This is a genomic window from Emticicia sp. (assembly GCF_043780375.1).
Taxonomy (GTDB): domain Bacteria; phylum Bacteroidota; class Bacteroidia; order Cytophagales; family Spirosomataceae; genus Emticicia.
This window is the reverse complement of sequence record NZ_JAYWCU010000190.1, coordinates 1-16,296: the sequence shown is the minus strand read 5'-3', so window position 1 is coordinate 16,296 and position 16,296 is coordinate 1. Positions and strand designations below refer to the sequence as shown.

Here is a 16,296-nt window from a genome sequence, read left to right as displayed (position 1 = left end):
AACTGGCAGTTTTATTTTTACTTTAATTTTAAAAATCAGTTCAACGGGTTGCAGCAAAAGCCAAACATTCAACGTAACAATTTTACCAGTATTAGCAGGAGGAAGTATAGAAGTTTCACCAAGTACAACTAATTGTGCAGGCTATAACGGACTTTCAATTGCAAGTGTAAGTTCAGCAAGTGGTGGAAAAACGGCGTATATTTACCAGTGGCAAAGTTCAACAGATAATATCAATTTTACTGATATTTCGGGAGCAAACCAAAGCACTTACGACCCCGATGTTTTAAATCAAACGAGTTATTTTCGTAGAAAAGTGAGTGATGCTTGCGGAGAAATTAAATACTCGAATGTACATCAAATCACGATAGTTCCTGACCCACAAATTACGATTATTGATGCGAGTGAGAAAACTATTTGCTCAGGAAGCAACATTATATTAGCTGCCACACTTTCGGGTGGATTTGGTACTTGTAGTCCCACGTGGCAATCGTCAGATGCAACCAATGGAACATTCGTAAATGAACAGATTGGTGGAGTTTCCTTCACCAAAACCTTAACCAATGCTACTTCTACAGCAATAATTAGATATTTCAGAGTAATTTATGCTTGTTCGGGAACAGGCTCTGGCTCGTGTAATCAAGCAACTTCGGCGGTTGTGAAAGTTACAGTTAATTATATTCCAACTACTCTAACTATTACACCTGCTTTGGTCGTTATTTGTCCAACACAATCAATTACACTTACGGCAAGTGCTTGCGGTGGAATTGTGACTTGGTCAAGTGGTCAAATAGGGAGTACGCTTTTGATTTCATCTTCGGGAAGTTATACGGCCATTTGTACAGTCAATAATTGTGTAAGTGCAGTAAGTTCGCCAGCAGTTGTTACAGTGGCTTCGGGAGGCACCCCAGTTCTACCACCAACCATTAGCGGAATGGGACGTATTTGTATTGGGCAATCAACTACTTTAACAGCGATAGGTTGTACAGGATTGGTAACTTGGAGCAATGCCTTAACAGGTGCAAATATTAGTGTAAGCCCTTCATTATCAACTAATTATACGGCTACCTGTAACGACGGAACTTGTACCAGCAATGTCAGTAACCAAATTGTAGTTTTGGTCAATAACTATCCAGTAATTTCAACTCAGCCTAAAAACGAAGCAGATTGCAATGGCAATTCGGTAACATTTTTGGTGGGTGCCAGCCCAACAACGGCGTATCAATGGCAACGAAAAATTCCGAATGGAGGTTTTGAAAATATTGCCAATTCCATTTATAATTCATTGACTATCAGTAATGTAGGAAGTGCAATAGACCCAAATTTAACGAACTATAGAGTAATTGTTTTGAATGCGGCTTGCTCAATAATATCAAATATCGCTATTCTGACAGTCAATTCTGTAACAGGAAATTTGGTCGACCAAACGATTTGTGAGGGGTCAAATGTTAGTTTTGATTTATCAAATATTACCACCACTGGGACTGTAGAAAGTTATCAATGGCAAAAACGATTGGGAACTACGGGTACGTGGAATGATATTGCAGGTGCAAATTTAACAACCTTGACAATCAATAATGCTACCAATGCCGACGAACAATATTATCGTTGCAAAAACAATTTTATGGTTGGAAGTTCAACTTGTGCAAGACATACAACTGAAGAAGATGCCAATGGTGCAAAATTAACAGTTTTGGTAGCTTCAACGCCAAGTATTTCAGGAACAAATGCCATTTGTTTAGGAAAATCAACGACACTTACAGCAAATAGTTGCGATGGTACAATCAATTGGTCGAGTGGACAAAGTACGTCAATTATTACAGTTTCCCCAGCTGTAACTACCTCATATTCAGTAACTTGTGCTTCTGTTCAATGCAATTTTACTGTGAGTTCTGCCCCTTATTTGATAACAGCAAACGCAACACCCCAGCCAATGAATATTAGTTATGATGTTGTTTTTCCTGAAACATTGGTATTTTCGGCAAGAACAACCGTAAATAATGGAACACTGTTGTGGTATAACAGAGCAACGAGCGGCTCAGGAACAACAACTGCTCCTTTTTTCACAGCGGTTGGTACTTATTCGTATTGGGTAACACAAACCGACCTATTGACAGGCTGTGAAAGTATAAGATTACCAGTTATTGCAAAAGTTTTAGACTATTTTCATCTCATTACTCAACCTTCAACGCAAGCAGACTGTAAAGGAAACTCGGTTTTTATGAATGTAACGGCTGTTGCACCAAATCCTTCGTTTACATATCAATGGCAAAGGAAGCGTCCGAATGAAGCAGATTTTACTAATTTAACAGAAGATAGAAATGGCATTAGGGGTTGGTATGCCAAAACAATGTCAGTTTCAAATGTAGGTGATGAAAATAGCCCAAATTTGTCAGAATACCGTTGTATTATTAGTAATGGAGGGCAATCTTTGACTTCAAACGCAGCTATATTGACCGTCAATTCTGCTATTGGGTTATTACCAAATTTAGGTACTTGTGTCGGGTCAAATACAAATTTCAATTTACCAAGTTACTTTACTATCACGGGAAATGTAATGAGTTACCAGTGGGAAACTCGCCCCCGAACAAGCGGTGCATGGACGAGTTTAGTAGATGGAAATGGCATTGGGGGAAGTTCAACTAATAATTTGAAATTTTCGAATGTTAGATACGAACAAGGTGTTTATTACCGTTGTTTGGTAAAGTTCAATACCCAAGGTTTTGAATGTACCGAACCAACCGATGCTGCTCAATTGATTGTTAGTGGTTTCCCCGTAGCACCATCGGTTTCTGATATTTTTTATTGTCAGTATTCTGTCGCCGCCAAATTAAAAATCAATAGTGCAGCACAAAACCTCGTTTGGTTTACTCAAGCAACTGGCGGCATAGGAAGTACGTCTGTTCCGACACCAAGTACCGCTGTTGCGGGTACGTTTTCTCATTATGTAGCCGACCGAACCGACCAAGGTTGCGAAAGTCCACGTGCTGAAATCAAAATAGAAGTTGGAGCATTGCCACCAGCACCGATCAATACAACGCCAAGTGCTGTCAATGAAGGAGAAATTCTGACTTTCTCTGCCGCAGGCTCGCCAAAAGAAGGACAAATTTTACACTGGTTTAGCTCCCCAACCAGTACTGCTTTCACTACAACTGCTCCGACATTTTCGGTTACTGGTACATACACTCGCTATGTGGCACAGTTGTCTGATTATGGTTGTTTTGGTTCACGCACAGCAATTATATCAAGCATTATTCAGAGTTTGAAGTTTACCAAACAACCAATATCTCAAGCAGATTGTATTGGTAATTCTGTAATATTTAGCTTAACGGCAACAGCTCCAAATGCTATTACCTATCAATGGCAACGCCTAAAACCCAATGAAAATTTGTTTACAAATATTCTGAATGAAACAGCTAACTCGGTCAAAATTAGTAATATAGGTGACGATGAAAATCCTCATTTAACAAAATATCGTTGTATAATTAAAGACGAAAAAGGAAGAGTTATTTCGCAAGAAGCTACATTGAGTGTCAATGAAATTAAAGGAACTTTGGCAAATATAAGTCTTTGCGATGGCAAAACTGCCAAATTATCATTCACTAGCTTGGCTATTACAGGTGAAGTAACATCTTATCAATGGCAGAAAAAAATAGGAAACGATTATACCGATATTACAATAATCAAAGAGGGTATTGCAAATGTGAATGAAATAGGTACTTACAGAGGTAGAATTACATTTTTTGTCGATGAAAACACAACTTGTGTGCGAAATACCGATGATTTAAAAATAGAAATAAAACCATTTCCAACTCCTCCCCAAGTTACAAATCAAGCTATTTGTCAAAATGTAATTTTCAATTTAGAGAAGTCAATAACCGCAACGAATACTTTGCTTTGGTATGAGTCTAAAACCGACACAACAGGAGATAAAACTACTCCCAAAGTTGATTTAAGCAAAATTGGTAAAACTACATTTTATGTAAGTCAAATTACGCAATTTGGTTGCGAAAGTGAACGTAAAACCTTTAATTTGACCATTTCACCGATTCCTGTAAAACCAGTTGCGAATGATATTTCGTATTGTCGAAATGCTCCAAGTAGCACTTTATATGCTTCAACCGAAAAAGAAAATCAATTACTTTGGTATGCCTCACAAACTACAAAAGATGCTTATATAAAACCCCCAATTCCTGACACAAAAGTAGATGGCGTAACGACGTATTTTGTGAGTGTCAAGAATATTGCGACTTGCGAAAGCGAAAGAGTTCCATTGAATGTAAGCGTTGCACCATGTATTGCTACTTTCGAGAATAATTTTAATAATTGTTTAGTATATGCAGCCGATAGCGTGAAAGGTAATAAATGGTTCGATTTGTACAATAACGCAGGTCATTTATATGCTTCCATCAACCCAAATAGTTTAGATTTAGGAAAGGTTTCTATTTCGATTCGACATTATGGACGAGGTAGTGCCGTCATGCCAGCTACTAAAAATGACAATAAGTTTATGGCTCGTTACATTGATCTTCAAAGTTCATTATTACAAAATTTCGAGAAACCAGTTTCACTCCGAATTTACTATCAAAATACTGAATTAAATGAATACAAAACCGCTACAAATTTGCCAAATCTAACCATCAATAACTTCAATATTGTGCATTATGATGGCGTTCGAGAAGATTGTGGTTTTGAAAACAATGATAATTTTGTTGAAGGCAATAGCTTAGTTATTTATAAAAATGTAATCGGCAATCAAATCGCTAAAGATTTCTTCTTCTTACAATTTAATGTCAATGAATTTTCGGAAAATGGAGCAACAGCTAATGATTTTACAGAAATTGTATTTTCAGGAAAAGAAACGCCTGAAAAAACAGTAAAATTGAACTGGCAAACCAAATTTGAAGTTAAAGCTGAAAAGTTTGTTTTAGAGCGTAGTACCGACTGTAATAAATGGATTTCGCTCGGAGAAATCAAAGCAAATGGCATGAAAAGTAGTTACGAAACAATTGATAGTAAGCCACTTAGTGGTAAAAATTGCTACCGTTTAGTTTATATTGATAAAGATGGAACCAAGAAATACCTCGACCCGATTGAAGTTAATTTTACTGATACAAGACCCATTTGTTCGGTGTTTCCGAACCCGTGGACAACTGGCGATGAAATAAATCTTTACATCAGAAATATAAAAGAAAAAGAGCTAAAACTTTACGATTTATCTGGACAAGAATACTCATTCAATTGGAAAAAAGATAAGCTTGGAATTATACAAATTCGCCCAGATGTTTATCTCAATAAAGGAACACATTTTGTGGTAGTGTTTGGGGAAGACGGAAAACGTTGTGTACAAAAAGTAGTAATAAATCCGTAGGGTTTTTGGAATAACCCCTTTATCATATAATAAGAAATAAATTGAGGCTAAACCTCAATTTATTTCTTTAGTCAAAATGAGAGTGTTTGTAAATAAATAATTGATAGATAAGTATTTATGCTTTTTTAATGAAAAAAAGTTCAATTCGATATTCTTATTAACTCAATATTTTGTCGAATATAAATTCAAAGTTTTGGGCTGTTGGTAGCCTAACTTTGCGATTGTTTTTTTAATTTTTTCGGTAGCTTGTTTTTTGTTTTCGGCAGCCATAAAATCACGGATTTTGAAATCTTTTGCTTCAGCCGTGTATTCGTAAATTTTCATTTCTTTTGATGTTTTTGAGTGTTAGATTATGGTCTGACAATTCACATTTCAAGAATTAAGCCAAAGTTTTTGTGTGATAGCTTATTTATTGTAAATTCGACACTTAAACCAACCTCTATCCAATGAAAAAAATATTGTTTGCAATAATCTTCCTTGTAAAAACGACTATTTTTGCACAAAACGTTACCGAAAATTACCCCGAAGATTCTGCTTCGATTGAACAAAAAAATGTTCCAAAAGGTGAAATTTTAAAATTTACTTTTGAAAACTCTAAGATATTTCCTGGTACTTGGCGAGAATATTGGGTGTACGTACCAGCACAATATCGTCCCGACAAACCTGCTTGTGTTTATGTAAACCAAGATGGAATTCAGTGGAAAGCTCCAACTGTTTTTGACAATCTTATTCATCGTAAACAAATGCCCATTACGATAGGCATTTTTGTAATGCACGGAAAAGTTAGAGCCGAAAATGGTGAGCTTGCCCTCGACCGTTTCAACCGAAGTTTTGAATATGACGGACTCGGAGACAACTATGCACGCTTTCTTTTGGAAGAGCTTTTACCCGAAGTCGAAAAACAAAAAACAAGCGATGGAAGAGCAATAAAACTTTCAAAAAGTGGCAATGACCGAGCCATTGGCGGCTCAAGTAGTGGAGCAGTTTGTGCTTTTACTGCGGCTTGGGAGCGTCCAAATGAATTTTCACGAGTTTTTAGTGCTATCGGTACTTACGTTGGCCTGCGTGGTGGCGACCGCTACACAACTCTTATTCGTAAATATGAGCCAAAAGCTATAAGGGTTTTCTTGCAAGATGGGTCAAATGACAATAATAGTTATGCAGGAGATTGGTGGAAGGCAAATGAAAGTATTGAGCGTGCCTTAACTTTTTCGGGGTTTGAAGTAAATCATATTTGGGGCGAAGGGGGACATAATAGTAAACATGGAACTTCTATTTTTCCGGAAGCTATGCGTTGGCTTTGGAAAGACTACCCTAAAACTGTAGCTGCTGGAAAAACTAAAAACCAGTTTTTAAGTGATATTTTATTGCCTAATGAAGGCTGGGAGTTAGTCGGTCAAGGCTATGGTTTTACCGAAGGAACAGCCGCCAATGCAAAAGGTGAAGTATTTTATCAAGATATTCCCAATGCCAAAACTTATAAAGTTGGACTTGATGGAAAGGTTGAATTATTGCCAATTGATACAAAAAGAGCAAGCGGCACAGCTTTTGCAAAAGATGGAACAATGGTAACAATTACAAGTTCGTGGGGTGGTTATCCCGTCAAACAAATTATTTCGTATGATTCAGCCTTAAAACCGAAAGTCGTAGCAGATAGTTTGGGAGGAAATGATATTGTAGTAGCTTTTAATGGCAATATTTATCTCACACAACCAGATGGAAGTGAAAAACCAAGTAAATTATTTTTAGTCCGACCGACTGGTGAAAAAGTTGTGGTTGATACAGGAATAAAATTTGCAAACGGACTTGCTTTTTCGCCTGACCAAACACAATTATATGTCACCGAATCTGCTTCTCATTGGGTTTGGGTTTATCAAATAAAATCTGACGGAACACTCATAAACAAGCAACGTTATGGCTACTTGCACGTACCCGATACCGCCGAAAATGCTTGGTCGGATGGAATCAAATGCGACCGTGAAGGAAGAATTTATGTCACTTCTCGCTCGGGTATTCAAGTGATGGACCAAACAGGAAAAGTAAATGCAATTATTCCGGTGCCAACCACAGGCAATGGGCAATCATCAAATTTATGCTTTGGCGGAGCAAATTTTGATATTCTCTATGTTTCTTCAAATGACAAAGTTTATCGCCGAAAAATTAAAACAAGAGGAGTTAATACCTTTGAAGCACCTTTTAAGCCTGCAACTCCGAAGTTATGAAAAAGTAAATTTGTTTTTTGAAGGTAAATGCCTTTGCAATATTTAATTTTGTGTTAGAAAACAAAAAAAGACCTTTGAGATTGAGTTTATGAAGAATTTTAATTTGAAATCATATCATGTAAGAGGTATGAATGCATCAACAGAAGCAGAGAAACTGGCAATTAATCAAGAACTGAAAGACTTATATGAAAGCCTTTCTGCTGATGATAAAAAAGATTTTAATGAGCAAATACAAACTTTTTTGGTCAAAGAAATGGCAGCAATCAAGTCGGTTTATGACGCTACTAAAACTGATAATATGAATTAATGGAAATAAATAACCCTCCCATTTTCGGGGAGGGTTATGAATGATTAAATCACCTCCAAAATTCTTTCCATTGAAACTTGATACCCAATTTTTTCTTTCAATTCGCTAATAGAAACACGTTCTTGCTCCATCGAATCACGGTGGCGAATCGTTACTGTATCGTCTTCCATTGTTTGGTAATCGACAGCAATACAATAGGGTGTTCCGATTAAATCTTGGCGAGTATAACGTTTGCCAATGGCACCACCATCGTCATAAACTGTGCGGAACGAAGATTTTAGCAATTGAGCAATAGCTTCGCCTTTTTCTGCCAAACCATCTTTTTTTACCAAAGGCAAAACTGCCACTTTGATAGGAGCAAGTGCAGGGTGAAGTTTTAAATAAACTCTTTCTTTGTCATCTTTACCTTCTTCATTACTCGGAATCGTTTCTTTTGTAAAAGCATTACAGAAAGTCGCCAAAAATAAACGGTCAGCACCCACAGAAGTTTCAACTACGTATGGAATATAATTTCCATAGGGCTTGCCATTTTCGTCTAAATCGGCATCAAAATATTGTTGTTTTTTTCTTGATAATTCTTGATGAGCCTTCAAATCGAAGTCAGTTCTTGAATGAATTCCTTCAATTTCACGGAAACCAAATGGAAATTCAAACTCGATATCTACAGCGGCATTGGCATAGTGAGCCAATTTTTCGTGGTCGTGAAATTTTAGTTTTTCAGCAGGTAAGCCAATCGCTTTATGAAATTTCAAACGAGCTTCTTTCCACGAATTATACCACAACATTTCAGTACCAGGACGCACAAAAAACTGCATTTCCATTTGTTCAAACTCACGCATACGAAATACAAATTGCTTGGCAACAATCTCATTTCTGAATGCTTTTCCTATTTGAGCAATGCCAAACGGAACTTTCATGCGTCCGCTTTTCTGCACATTCAAAAAATTTACAAAAATACCTTGTGCAGTTTCTGGACGCAGATAAATCATACTCGAATCTTCGGCAACCGAACCAATTTGAGTCGAAAACATGAGATTAAATTGGCGAACTTCAGTCCAATTCAAGGTTTTTGATATCGGGCAAACGATATTTTCAGCAATGATTAATTCACGTACTGCCACGAGGTCTTCCGCACTTAATAACCTGCCCATCTCGGCAAGTAATGTTTTTGCCTTTTCTTCCTGACCTTCAGCAGAATACTGTTCGGCTTTACCCTCTAATAATTGGTCGGCACGGTAGCGTTTTTTGCTATCTTTGTTATCAATCATAGGGTCGTTAAAACCGTCTATATGTCCTGATGCTTTCCACGTGAGCGGGTGCATGAAGATGGCGGCATCTATACCCACAATATTGTCATTGAGTTGGGTCATAGCTTTCCACCATGCAGCTTTGAGGTTATTTTTCAATTCAACGCCATTCTGACCATAGTCATAAACGGCTTGAAGTCCGTCATAAATTTCGGAAGAAGGAAACACGAAGCCATATTCTTTTGCGTGGCTAATAATGTCTTGGAGGGAAAATGTTGGGTTTGCTGGTTGGCTCATTTATAAATTAAATTTCAAAATATACTTAACTTTCGATAATTTTCAACTCATTAAGAACTGATTTAAGTTCATTTTCAAATTCTTGGAAAGCATATAGTTTTCAAAGAATAGAATATTGTAAACTTCAATGTTTTTGGCAGCTAAATGAACAGCCGCATTTACATTAAAGTTATCTAATCTACGTCCTTTTTTTCGACTAACATCTTTAAGAAACTGATGAAGTTCCTTTTTTGGATTATTTTATGATTCGAGTAATCATTCCTATTTTAATTGTTAGTTATAGTAAAGAAGTAATTATTTAAAGTATTTTTTCACAAAATTAACAAAATCCTTGCAAATAATTTGACTTTCACTTAAATTTTGACAACAATCAATTTCTGCTGTTCAATAATGAAAAAACTTACCAATTTCTTTCGTAACCTTTTAAGTATGTCGCCTGCTGAGGCAAAAGGTGTTGTTGTTACTTTCGGAATCATACTCTTAGTAATTTTACTGATGTTTGGTGCGGATATGTTTTTTAGTCAAAAACAACAAAATCTGGTCATTTCTTCGCCAAAAATGTTAGATAGCTTGACTGTTTTGCTTGATAATCAAAAACCATATTATGCCAATCAACCGAATTATGGGCAAAAATATGATAACTACGATTCTAAGAAAAAAACCTATAAAAACTTCAATTTTGATCCCAATATTGCTTCTGTCAGCCAATTTGAAGAATTAGGACTTCCAAAATTTATTGCCGAACGAATTGAAAAGTACCGGAGTAAAGGTGGAAAATTTCGTAAAAAAGAAGACTTGGCTAAAATCTATGGCGTTCTGCCCGAAACTTATGAGCGTTTAGAACCTTATATTTCGTTGCCATCTGCCGAAAATGAATCGAGTCATACGCCACAGGCAGAATTGATAGCAAGCAACGAACAACCGACCAATTTGCAAGCTCCGACGGTAGTTGCAAAGCCTGCTTACAAACAACCCGTCAAATTTGATTTTAATAACTGTGATACAACCGTTTTGAAGAATATTCCAGGGATTGGTTCAGGCTATGCCAAACGAATTATCAAATTCAGAGATTTGTTAGGGGGCTTTGTAAATGCTGAACAAGTAAAAGAAACTTTCGGACTTCCACCCGAAACGTTTGATGAATTATTAAAGTATGGTTTTGTAAAGATGGATGTTAAAAAACTTAAAATTAACACTTTAGCTATGTCTGATTTTAAGCACCCTTATTTAAGATTTTTTCAAGCAAAAGCAATTATTGCTTACCGAGAACAACACGGAGCGTTTAAATCTGCCGAAGATTTGAAACAAATTAAGGTTTTAGACGAGGCTACGATAGTTAAAATTGAGCCTTATTTGGAGTTTTAAGCGTTCAATCAAACAGAGAGCCTTCTTTCCGCAAAAAGAAGGCTCTGTTTGATTGTTTATAAACTCTAAAACTTAAAGTTATAAGATAACGAAACGATTGGAGCTCCAAAAACAACTAATTTATATGAAGAAATGGCTGTTCCAGAACTACGTACGAAAACCGAATAAGCATTTTTCTTGCCATATAGATTGAAAATCGTAAAAGTAAAATGGCTTTTAAAACGTTTATCTTTCATGCCAGGTTGATAAATATTCCAAGCAAAATCTAAACGGTGATAATCGGGCAAACGAGCATTATTACGCTCGCCATAATAAGGATAGCTACGCCCTTGATAAATAATAAACCCTTCGGGTAAAGTGTAAGGACGGCCAGTGCTATACGAAAAATTAAACGAAAAATCGTGGTGAGTGCCTTGATTGATAATTATTGAAGCATTAAATGAGTGAGGACGGTCATAATTGGCAGAATACCATTTTCCAAAATTTATTTGTTCGCCAAATCCAGTTCCTTCTGAAACCTGATTTTGTGACCGAGAGTAGGTATAATTTATCCAACCAGTGGCTTCACCTTTTTTCTTAGAAAACATTACTTCTAAGCCATAAGAGCGGTTTTTTCCTTGTAAAAGCTGAGTTTCAGGATAGCCATCTAACAAAAAATCTGCACCAGGTTTGTAGTCAATAATATTGTTGGTAAGACGATAATAGGCTTCCAACGAAAATTCATAAATATTGCCGGGAAGATTATGGAATAATCCTCCTGATAATAAAGTGCTTACTTGTGGTTTTATATTCAAATCTGAAGATTTCCAACGTGAAGTTGGAAGTGGAGTAGTGGTATTGGTTACGACTTGCATATACTGACGCATTAAATTATAACCAAATTTTACGGAAGTTCGGTCATTCAACGAATATTTCATGCCAATTCTTGGCTCTACGCCTCCATAAGAATTCATTATATTGCCTTTTCCATACGCAATGGTATCTCGTGCCGAAAAAGCATCTCGTGGTTCATTGGGTGCATAAACTTGCACATTTCCCGGCCCTAAAGTAAAAAACTGTGAGTATCTTGCACCTATTGAAACCGTTACTTTTGGCGAAACCGTAATTTCATCTTCGGCATGGATGGCTGTTTCGAGGGCATGTTCTTTAGGAGTTGTAATTGATAAAACACTTCTACTTGTTCCTGGAAGTAACTGACCCGGATCGATGTCGTAGCGAGTGGCACTAATACCCATTTCGACTCGATGTTTATTGGTCGAATAGTTTAAGTTACTTTTTACTTGTTTGTACTGAACGCCAGAAAGTAATACAACTTTATTGTCGGAGTTTAGCTCTGGCAACAAGGTTTTTGGAACATAATCGGCCGAAACGATGGTAGTTTGTAAGTTTGTTCTGCTATTAATACCATAAAACCATCTTGCTGAAAAACTTTTACTTCGATAATCATATTGAGTAGAAGTGGCATTAATTGCTCCAATTGCACCCAATAACTTGGTTTGGAAAAAATCTTTGCTATAATACCCCGAAGCGGTAATTGTACTTTTAGTATTGACTCTCCAAAAAACTTTTGTTACTAAGTCAGCAAAATTTGCTTTGATATCGTTCAACTTATCAGAAATGACAGGCAACAAAAAGTCATTATAAGAAGCTCTTCCCGAAATCATAATTCCTAATTTGTCTTTTATAATAGGAACATCAAGCGTTAGACGGTTTGATACAAAACTAATTCCACCACTCATTTTGAATTTATCGAGCGAAGGTTGTTGAAGCGATACGTCCAAAACCGACGCTGCTCTTCCACCGAAACGAGCAGGGGTATTTCCTTTATAAACCTCTACACTTGAGGCTGCTTCTGACGGAAAAGCGGTAAATAAGCCAAACATGTGTGTAGGATTAAAAATTGGAATATCGTCAAGCAATAAAAGGTTTTGATCGGTTGTTCCGCCACGAATATTTACTCCATTTGATGCCTCGCCTACACTCGTAACACCGGGAAGCATTTGTAAACCACGCAAAATATCAACTTCGCCAATAGCAGCAGGAAGTTTTCTCAAGGTTTTGATACTCAATTGATTAACTCCCAAAAGTGGACGTTGAATATTTGATTCTACACCTTTACTTGACACAATTACCTCTTCCAATTCGTTTTCGAGTGGACGAATATTATAGCTTCGATTGATGTCTTTTCTTAAATAAATTACATCTCTTGATGGACGATAACCAACATATTTAATCGTAATAGCATGTTCACCTGATGGTAATGATAAATCGAAAAAGCCTTTATCATCGGTTATTCCACCAAATTTACCGAAATCAATATTGAGAGAAGCTTTTACCAATGGTTTGCCATCTACGGTATCTCTTATATAACCACTAAAATGGTAATTTACTTGAGCAAATGTTGTTAGATTTACAAGAATAAGTAATAATAAATATATTTTTTTCATTTTTTGGAATTTTCAAAAGAATTGAAGCATTGGACATAATCACTTAAATAGATTGGCTGCAAATCATTGTCGCTGCGACGAACAGTTCGTAACTATTTTGGTTAATTTACCCAACCTTGAGGCTTGCTTGGTGTACGAGATTGACTTAAAATACATTGAGCAAAAGGTGGACGAGTTATATCATTTCCCATTGGTTCGGGGTTAAGTGGGTGATCAAGTACACCTACAGGTACTAAATTTTGTCCGATGCCTCCTTTTCTATCTATCCAATACCTAATATTGCGAACACTTGTAACCATAAAAAAACCAGCTACGGCTTCTTCTGGATTATTTTTATTTTTTACATTGCCAATAATTGCAGCTGGAGGGGTATCAACTAAACTTCCGTTGTTTTGCACTTGGTCGGCAAGAAGTTTGAAATAGCGGTAGGCATCGGGTGAAATAGATTGTTGTTTAATTTCAATTAAAGCCCCTTTAATTGAATAATAAGGAATTTTAGCAATTAATCTATTTGTTATTGGATTTCCATTGGAATAAATATCGCTAAACACATTTAGGTCTTTGTTATAAAGAATTTCCCAACAATCGCCAGGGCAGAAATAATCAAATGTTTCGCCAATAAAAGCTCTTTCTTCTCTACATCTTGCAGGAACAGGCGTAAGAAAATATCGTCCATTATAGCAAGTTGCACAAACCGATTGTCTTTCCCATAGTCGCCATGACCAAAGATAATTGTTTTTATCATTGGCAGAGTCTTGTGTATCGAGATAAACATAGTTTGCAGGGTCAAAATAATTGCCTCTTTCTACGCCATTTATCTTAAATTCATCGTGAACTCCAATAATTTCAGGAACGGTTGTTAATTTATCCTCTCCTGATTCATATTTTGTACCATCAGCTTTTGAGAAAAAAAGTTTATAGCTGCTACCTGCTTTCAATTTAAAAGTTTTTGGTAAAACATAAACTCCAGTACCTTTTTCAGTCAAAGCTACCTTTTCAGTTCCATTTACCAATACCTCAACGGTTGCTTTAAGTAGAGGAAAAGAATAAGCAGAGCCATTAGAGTTGACAGATTCTGTAAGGGTGATGCTTTGCTCGTCAGAAGTATCAGTTAATGTGGCATCTACGGTTAGAATTCTTATATTACTTTCAATATTTAGGTTGAAGGGCTCTACACACGAGCATACCCATAAACCAATTGCTATGGAAAATAGCGTAATTTTTTTGTTCATTACTAAGGAAGGATTGAATAAATGTATTTTTGACAAATATAAGAATTCTAAGGAATGATTGAAACTAAAACAACCTATTGGGCAATTTACGAGATGAAAAGGTGAAGTGTGATGTTCAATCCATAAATTTTATAGTTGTATTTCCTTTGATTTGACTTATACTTTAAAAAGACGTAAAAACTGCTAAAAACGCTGTGTTTATCAAAGATTTTATAAAATCAATTTACCCAAGCCTCGCCTAATCAAAGCAACTTTTTCAATCTCGTTTACCAAAACCCCAACACTCGCTTGGCAAAGTCTGAATTTCAACCTCTCAAACTTTTCTTATCTTAACTTATTTTGCTAAAAAAGCAACTTTTTGAACTGTGACGTTTATCTTTGGCCAATTTTAAAGCTAATATTTTTGAATTGTATATGTCGTTGCAATGTTTTTTAAATCATTCCTTACTTCCTTCATCATGAAAAAAACTTTTTTACTTTTCACTTTTTTATTTTACACGTTCACCGTCTTTTCTCAACACAACATTCCTCGAATTCTGTCCGAACGTGAGCGTGCAGAGGTCGTCGATGAGCTTTTGGAAGATAAAATGACGAATGTTTTGCCACAATTGATGCGAAAAGAAGGTATTGATATGTGGGTAATCATTTCGAGAGAATATAACGAAGACCCTGTAATGAAAACTATGCTACCAGCGGTTTGGCTTTCAGCTCGCCGTCGAACGATTATGGTTTTCTTCGATAAAGGAGAAAAAGAAGGTGTTGAGCGTTATGCTATTGCCCGCTATGACGTTGGAAATTTGCTCAAAGGTGAATGGGATTTGAACACCAATCCCGACCAATGGGATGCTTTGATGAAAACTATTAAAGACAAAAAACCAAAGAAAATTGGTTTGAATTTTTCGAAATATTATGCTCATGCTGATGGTTTGACTTATACCGAGCAGAAAGAATTTATGGATAAATTACCTGTTGAATTTCAAAATCGTGTAGTTTCTGCTTCAAATTTAGCTGTAAATTGGCTCGAAACTCGCACTGACCGTGAAATGGTGATTTATCAACAAATCTGTCGAATTTCACACGAAATCATTCAAGAAGCATTTTCTGATAGAGTCATTCAACCAGGAGTTACAACTACCGATGATGTAGTTTGGTGGATGCGTCAGCGAGTTACCGATTTGGGTCTGGAAACTTGGTTTCATCCAACGGTTGATGTGCAACGATACGACCCAGAAAACTTTGATCATTTGCGAACTTTTACCAAACGACCACAAAAGCAAATAATCATGGCGGGTGATTTACTACATTGTGATTTTGGAATTACTTATTTACGTCTCAACTCAGATCAACAGCAACACGCTTATATACTTCGTGCGGGCGAAAGTGAAGTGCCAGATTTTCTGAAAAATGCTTTCAAACAAGGAAATCAAGTGCAAAATTGCCTGACTGATAACTTTAAAGCAGGAATGTCGGGAAATGAAATTTTAGCAAAAGCTCTTGAACAATCGAAAAAAGAAGGCTTAAAAGCTGTGATTTATACACACCCAATTGGTAATCACGGACACGCCGCTGGGCCAACAATTGGTATGTGGGATAATCAAGGAAAGACGATCGGAAGTGGCGATTATCCATTAAATCTGAATACTGCTTATTCTATCGAGTTGAATACTTCAGTTGAACTTACCGAATGGAAAAAAACGATAAGGATTATGCTCGAAGAAGATGGCTTTTTTGACGAAAAAGGTTTTCGATATATTGATGGTCGCCAGACCGAAATTATCCCAATTCCGAGAGTTTTGAAGGGTGTGAAATAA

At 36.4% G+C, this 16,296-nt stretch carries 9 protein-coding genes; 5 read left to right on the top strand and 4 right to left on the bottom strand.

Features of this window, described 5'->3' with window-relative positions; translation table 11 throughout:
* The coding region (locus ACH2CJ_RS15400; RefSeq protein WP_394993840.1) for a T9SS type A sorting domain-containing protein at nucleotides 1-5,368 on the top strand (5,368 nt) is incomplete at its 5' end.
* A gap of 162 nt (nucleotides 5,369-5,530) precedes the next feature.
* Here ACH2CJ_RS15400 and ACH2CJ_RS15395 read toward each other — a convergent pair.
* Complete coding sequence (locus tag ACH2CJ_RS15395) at nucleotides 5,531-5,692, bottom strand: hypothetical protein (protein ID WP_394993839.1); 162 nt, start codon at nucleotides 5,690-5,692, stop codon at nucleotides 5,531-5,533.
* Between the two features lie 122 nt (nucleotides 5,693-5,814).
* Between ACH2CJ_RS15395 and ACH2CJ_RS15390 the strand changes: the two genes are divergently transcribed.
* Nucleotides 5,815-7,590 (top strand): SMP-30/gluconolactonase/LRE family protein, encoded by a 1,776-nt coding sequence (locus tag ACH2CJ_RS15390; protein WP_394993838.1) that lies wholly within the window; start codon nucleotides 5,815-5,817, stop codon nucleotides 7,588-7,590.
* 88 nt (nucleotides 7,591-7,678) lie between these two features.
* Nucleotides 7,679-7,897: a hypothetical protein gene (locus tag ACH2CJ_RS15385; protein WP_394993837.1), complete on the top strand. Its 219-nt coding sequence runs from the start codon at nucleotides 7,679-7,681 to the stop codon at nucleotides 7,895-7,897.
* 44 nt (nucleotides 7,898-7,941) lie between these two features.
* On the opposite strand, the gene ACH2CJ_RS15380 is transcribed toward ACH2CJ_RS15385, so the two are convergent.
* Nucleotides 7,942-9,441, bottom strand: a complete 1,500-nt coding sequence (locus tag ACH2CJ_RS15380) for a glycine--tRNA ligase (protein WP_394993836.1) — start codon at nucleotides 9,439-9,441, stop codon at nucleotides 7,942-7,944.
* Between the two features lie 390 nt (nucleotides 9,442-9,831).
* Between ACH2CJ_RS15380 and ACH2CJ_RS15375 the strand changes: the two genes are divergently transcribed.
* Nucleotides 9,832-10,806 (top strand): helix-hairpin-helix domain-containing protein, encoded by a 975-nt coding sequence (locus tag ACH2CJ_RS15375; protein WP_394993835.1) that lies wholly within the window; start codon nucleotides 9,832-9,834, stop codon nucleotides 10,804-10,806.
* A 65-nt stretch (nucleotides 10,807-10,871) separates the two neighbouring features.
* Here ACH2CJ_RS15375 and ACH2CJ_RS15370 read toward each other — a convergent pair whose 3' ends face one another.
* Both ACH2CJ_RS15370 and ACH2CJ_RS15365 read right to left on the bottom strand, forming a co-directional pair.
* Entirely contained in the window at nucleotides 10,872-13,253 is a 2,382-nt protein-coding gene (locus ACH2CJ_RS15370; protein ID WP_394993834.1) for a TonB-dependent receptor plug domain-containing protein, read from the bottom strand.
* A 101-nt stretch (nucleotides 13,254-13,354) separates the two neighbouring features.
* Nucleotides 13,355-14,485, bottom strand: a complete 1,131-nt coding sequence (locus ACH2CJ_RS15365) for a DUF4249 domain-containing protein (RefSeq protein WP_394993833.1) — start codon at nucleotides 14,483-14,485, stop codon at nucleotides 13,355-13,357.
* 458 nt (nucleotides 14,486-14,943) lie between these two features.
* Between ACH2CJ_RS15365 and ACH2CJ_RS15360 the strand changes: the two genes are divergently transcribed.
* Nucleotides 14,944-16,296 (top strand): M24 family metallopeptidase, encoded by a 1,353-nt coding sequence (locus tag ACH2CJ_RS15360; RefSeq protein WP_394993832.1) that lies wholly within the window; start codon nucleotides 14,944-14,946, stop codon nucleotides 16,294-16,296.

Coding starts and splice junctions, on each gene's coding strand:
- ACH2CJ_RS15395 (WP_394993839.1), bottom strand. CDS start 5,692: ATGAAAATTTACGAATACACGGCTGAAGCAAAAGATTTCAAAATCCGT.
- ACH2CJ_RS15390 (WP_394993838.1), top strand. CDS start 5,815: ATGAAAAAAATATTGTTTGCAATAATCTTCCTTGTAAAAACGACTATT.
- ACH2CJ_RS15385 (WP_394993837.1), top strand. CDS start 7,679: ATGAAGAATTTTAATTTGAAATCATATCATGTAAGAGGTATGAATGCA.
- ACH2CJ_RS15380 (WP_394993836.1), bottom strand. CDS start 9,441: ATGAGCCAACCAGCAAACCCAACATTTTCCCTCCAAGACATTATTAGC.
- ACH2CJ_RS15375 (WP_394993835.1), top strand. CDS start 9,832: ATGAAAAAACTTACCAATTTCTTTCGTAACCTTTTAAGTATGTCGCCT.
- ACH2CJ_RS15370 (WP_394993834.1), bottom strand. CDS start 13,253: ATGAAAAAAATATATTTATTATTACTTATTCTTGTAAATCTAACAACA.
- ACH2CJ_RS15365 (WP_394993833.1), bottom strand. CDS start 14,485: ATGAACAAAAAAATTACGCTATTTTCCATAGCAATTGGTTTATGGGTA.
- ACH2CJ_RS15360 (WP_394993832.1), top strand. CDS start 14,944: ATGAAAAAAACTTTTTTACTTTTCACTTTTTTATTTTACACGTTCACC.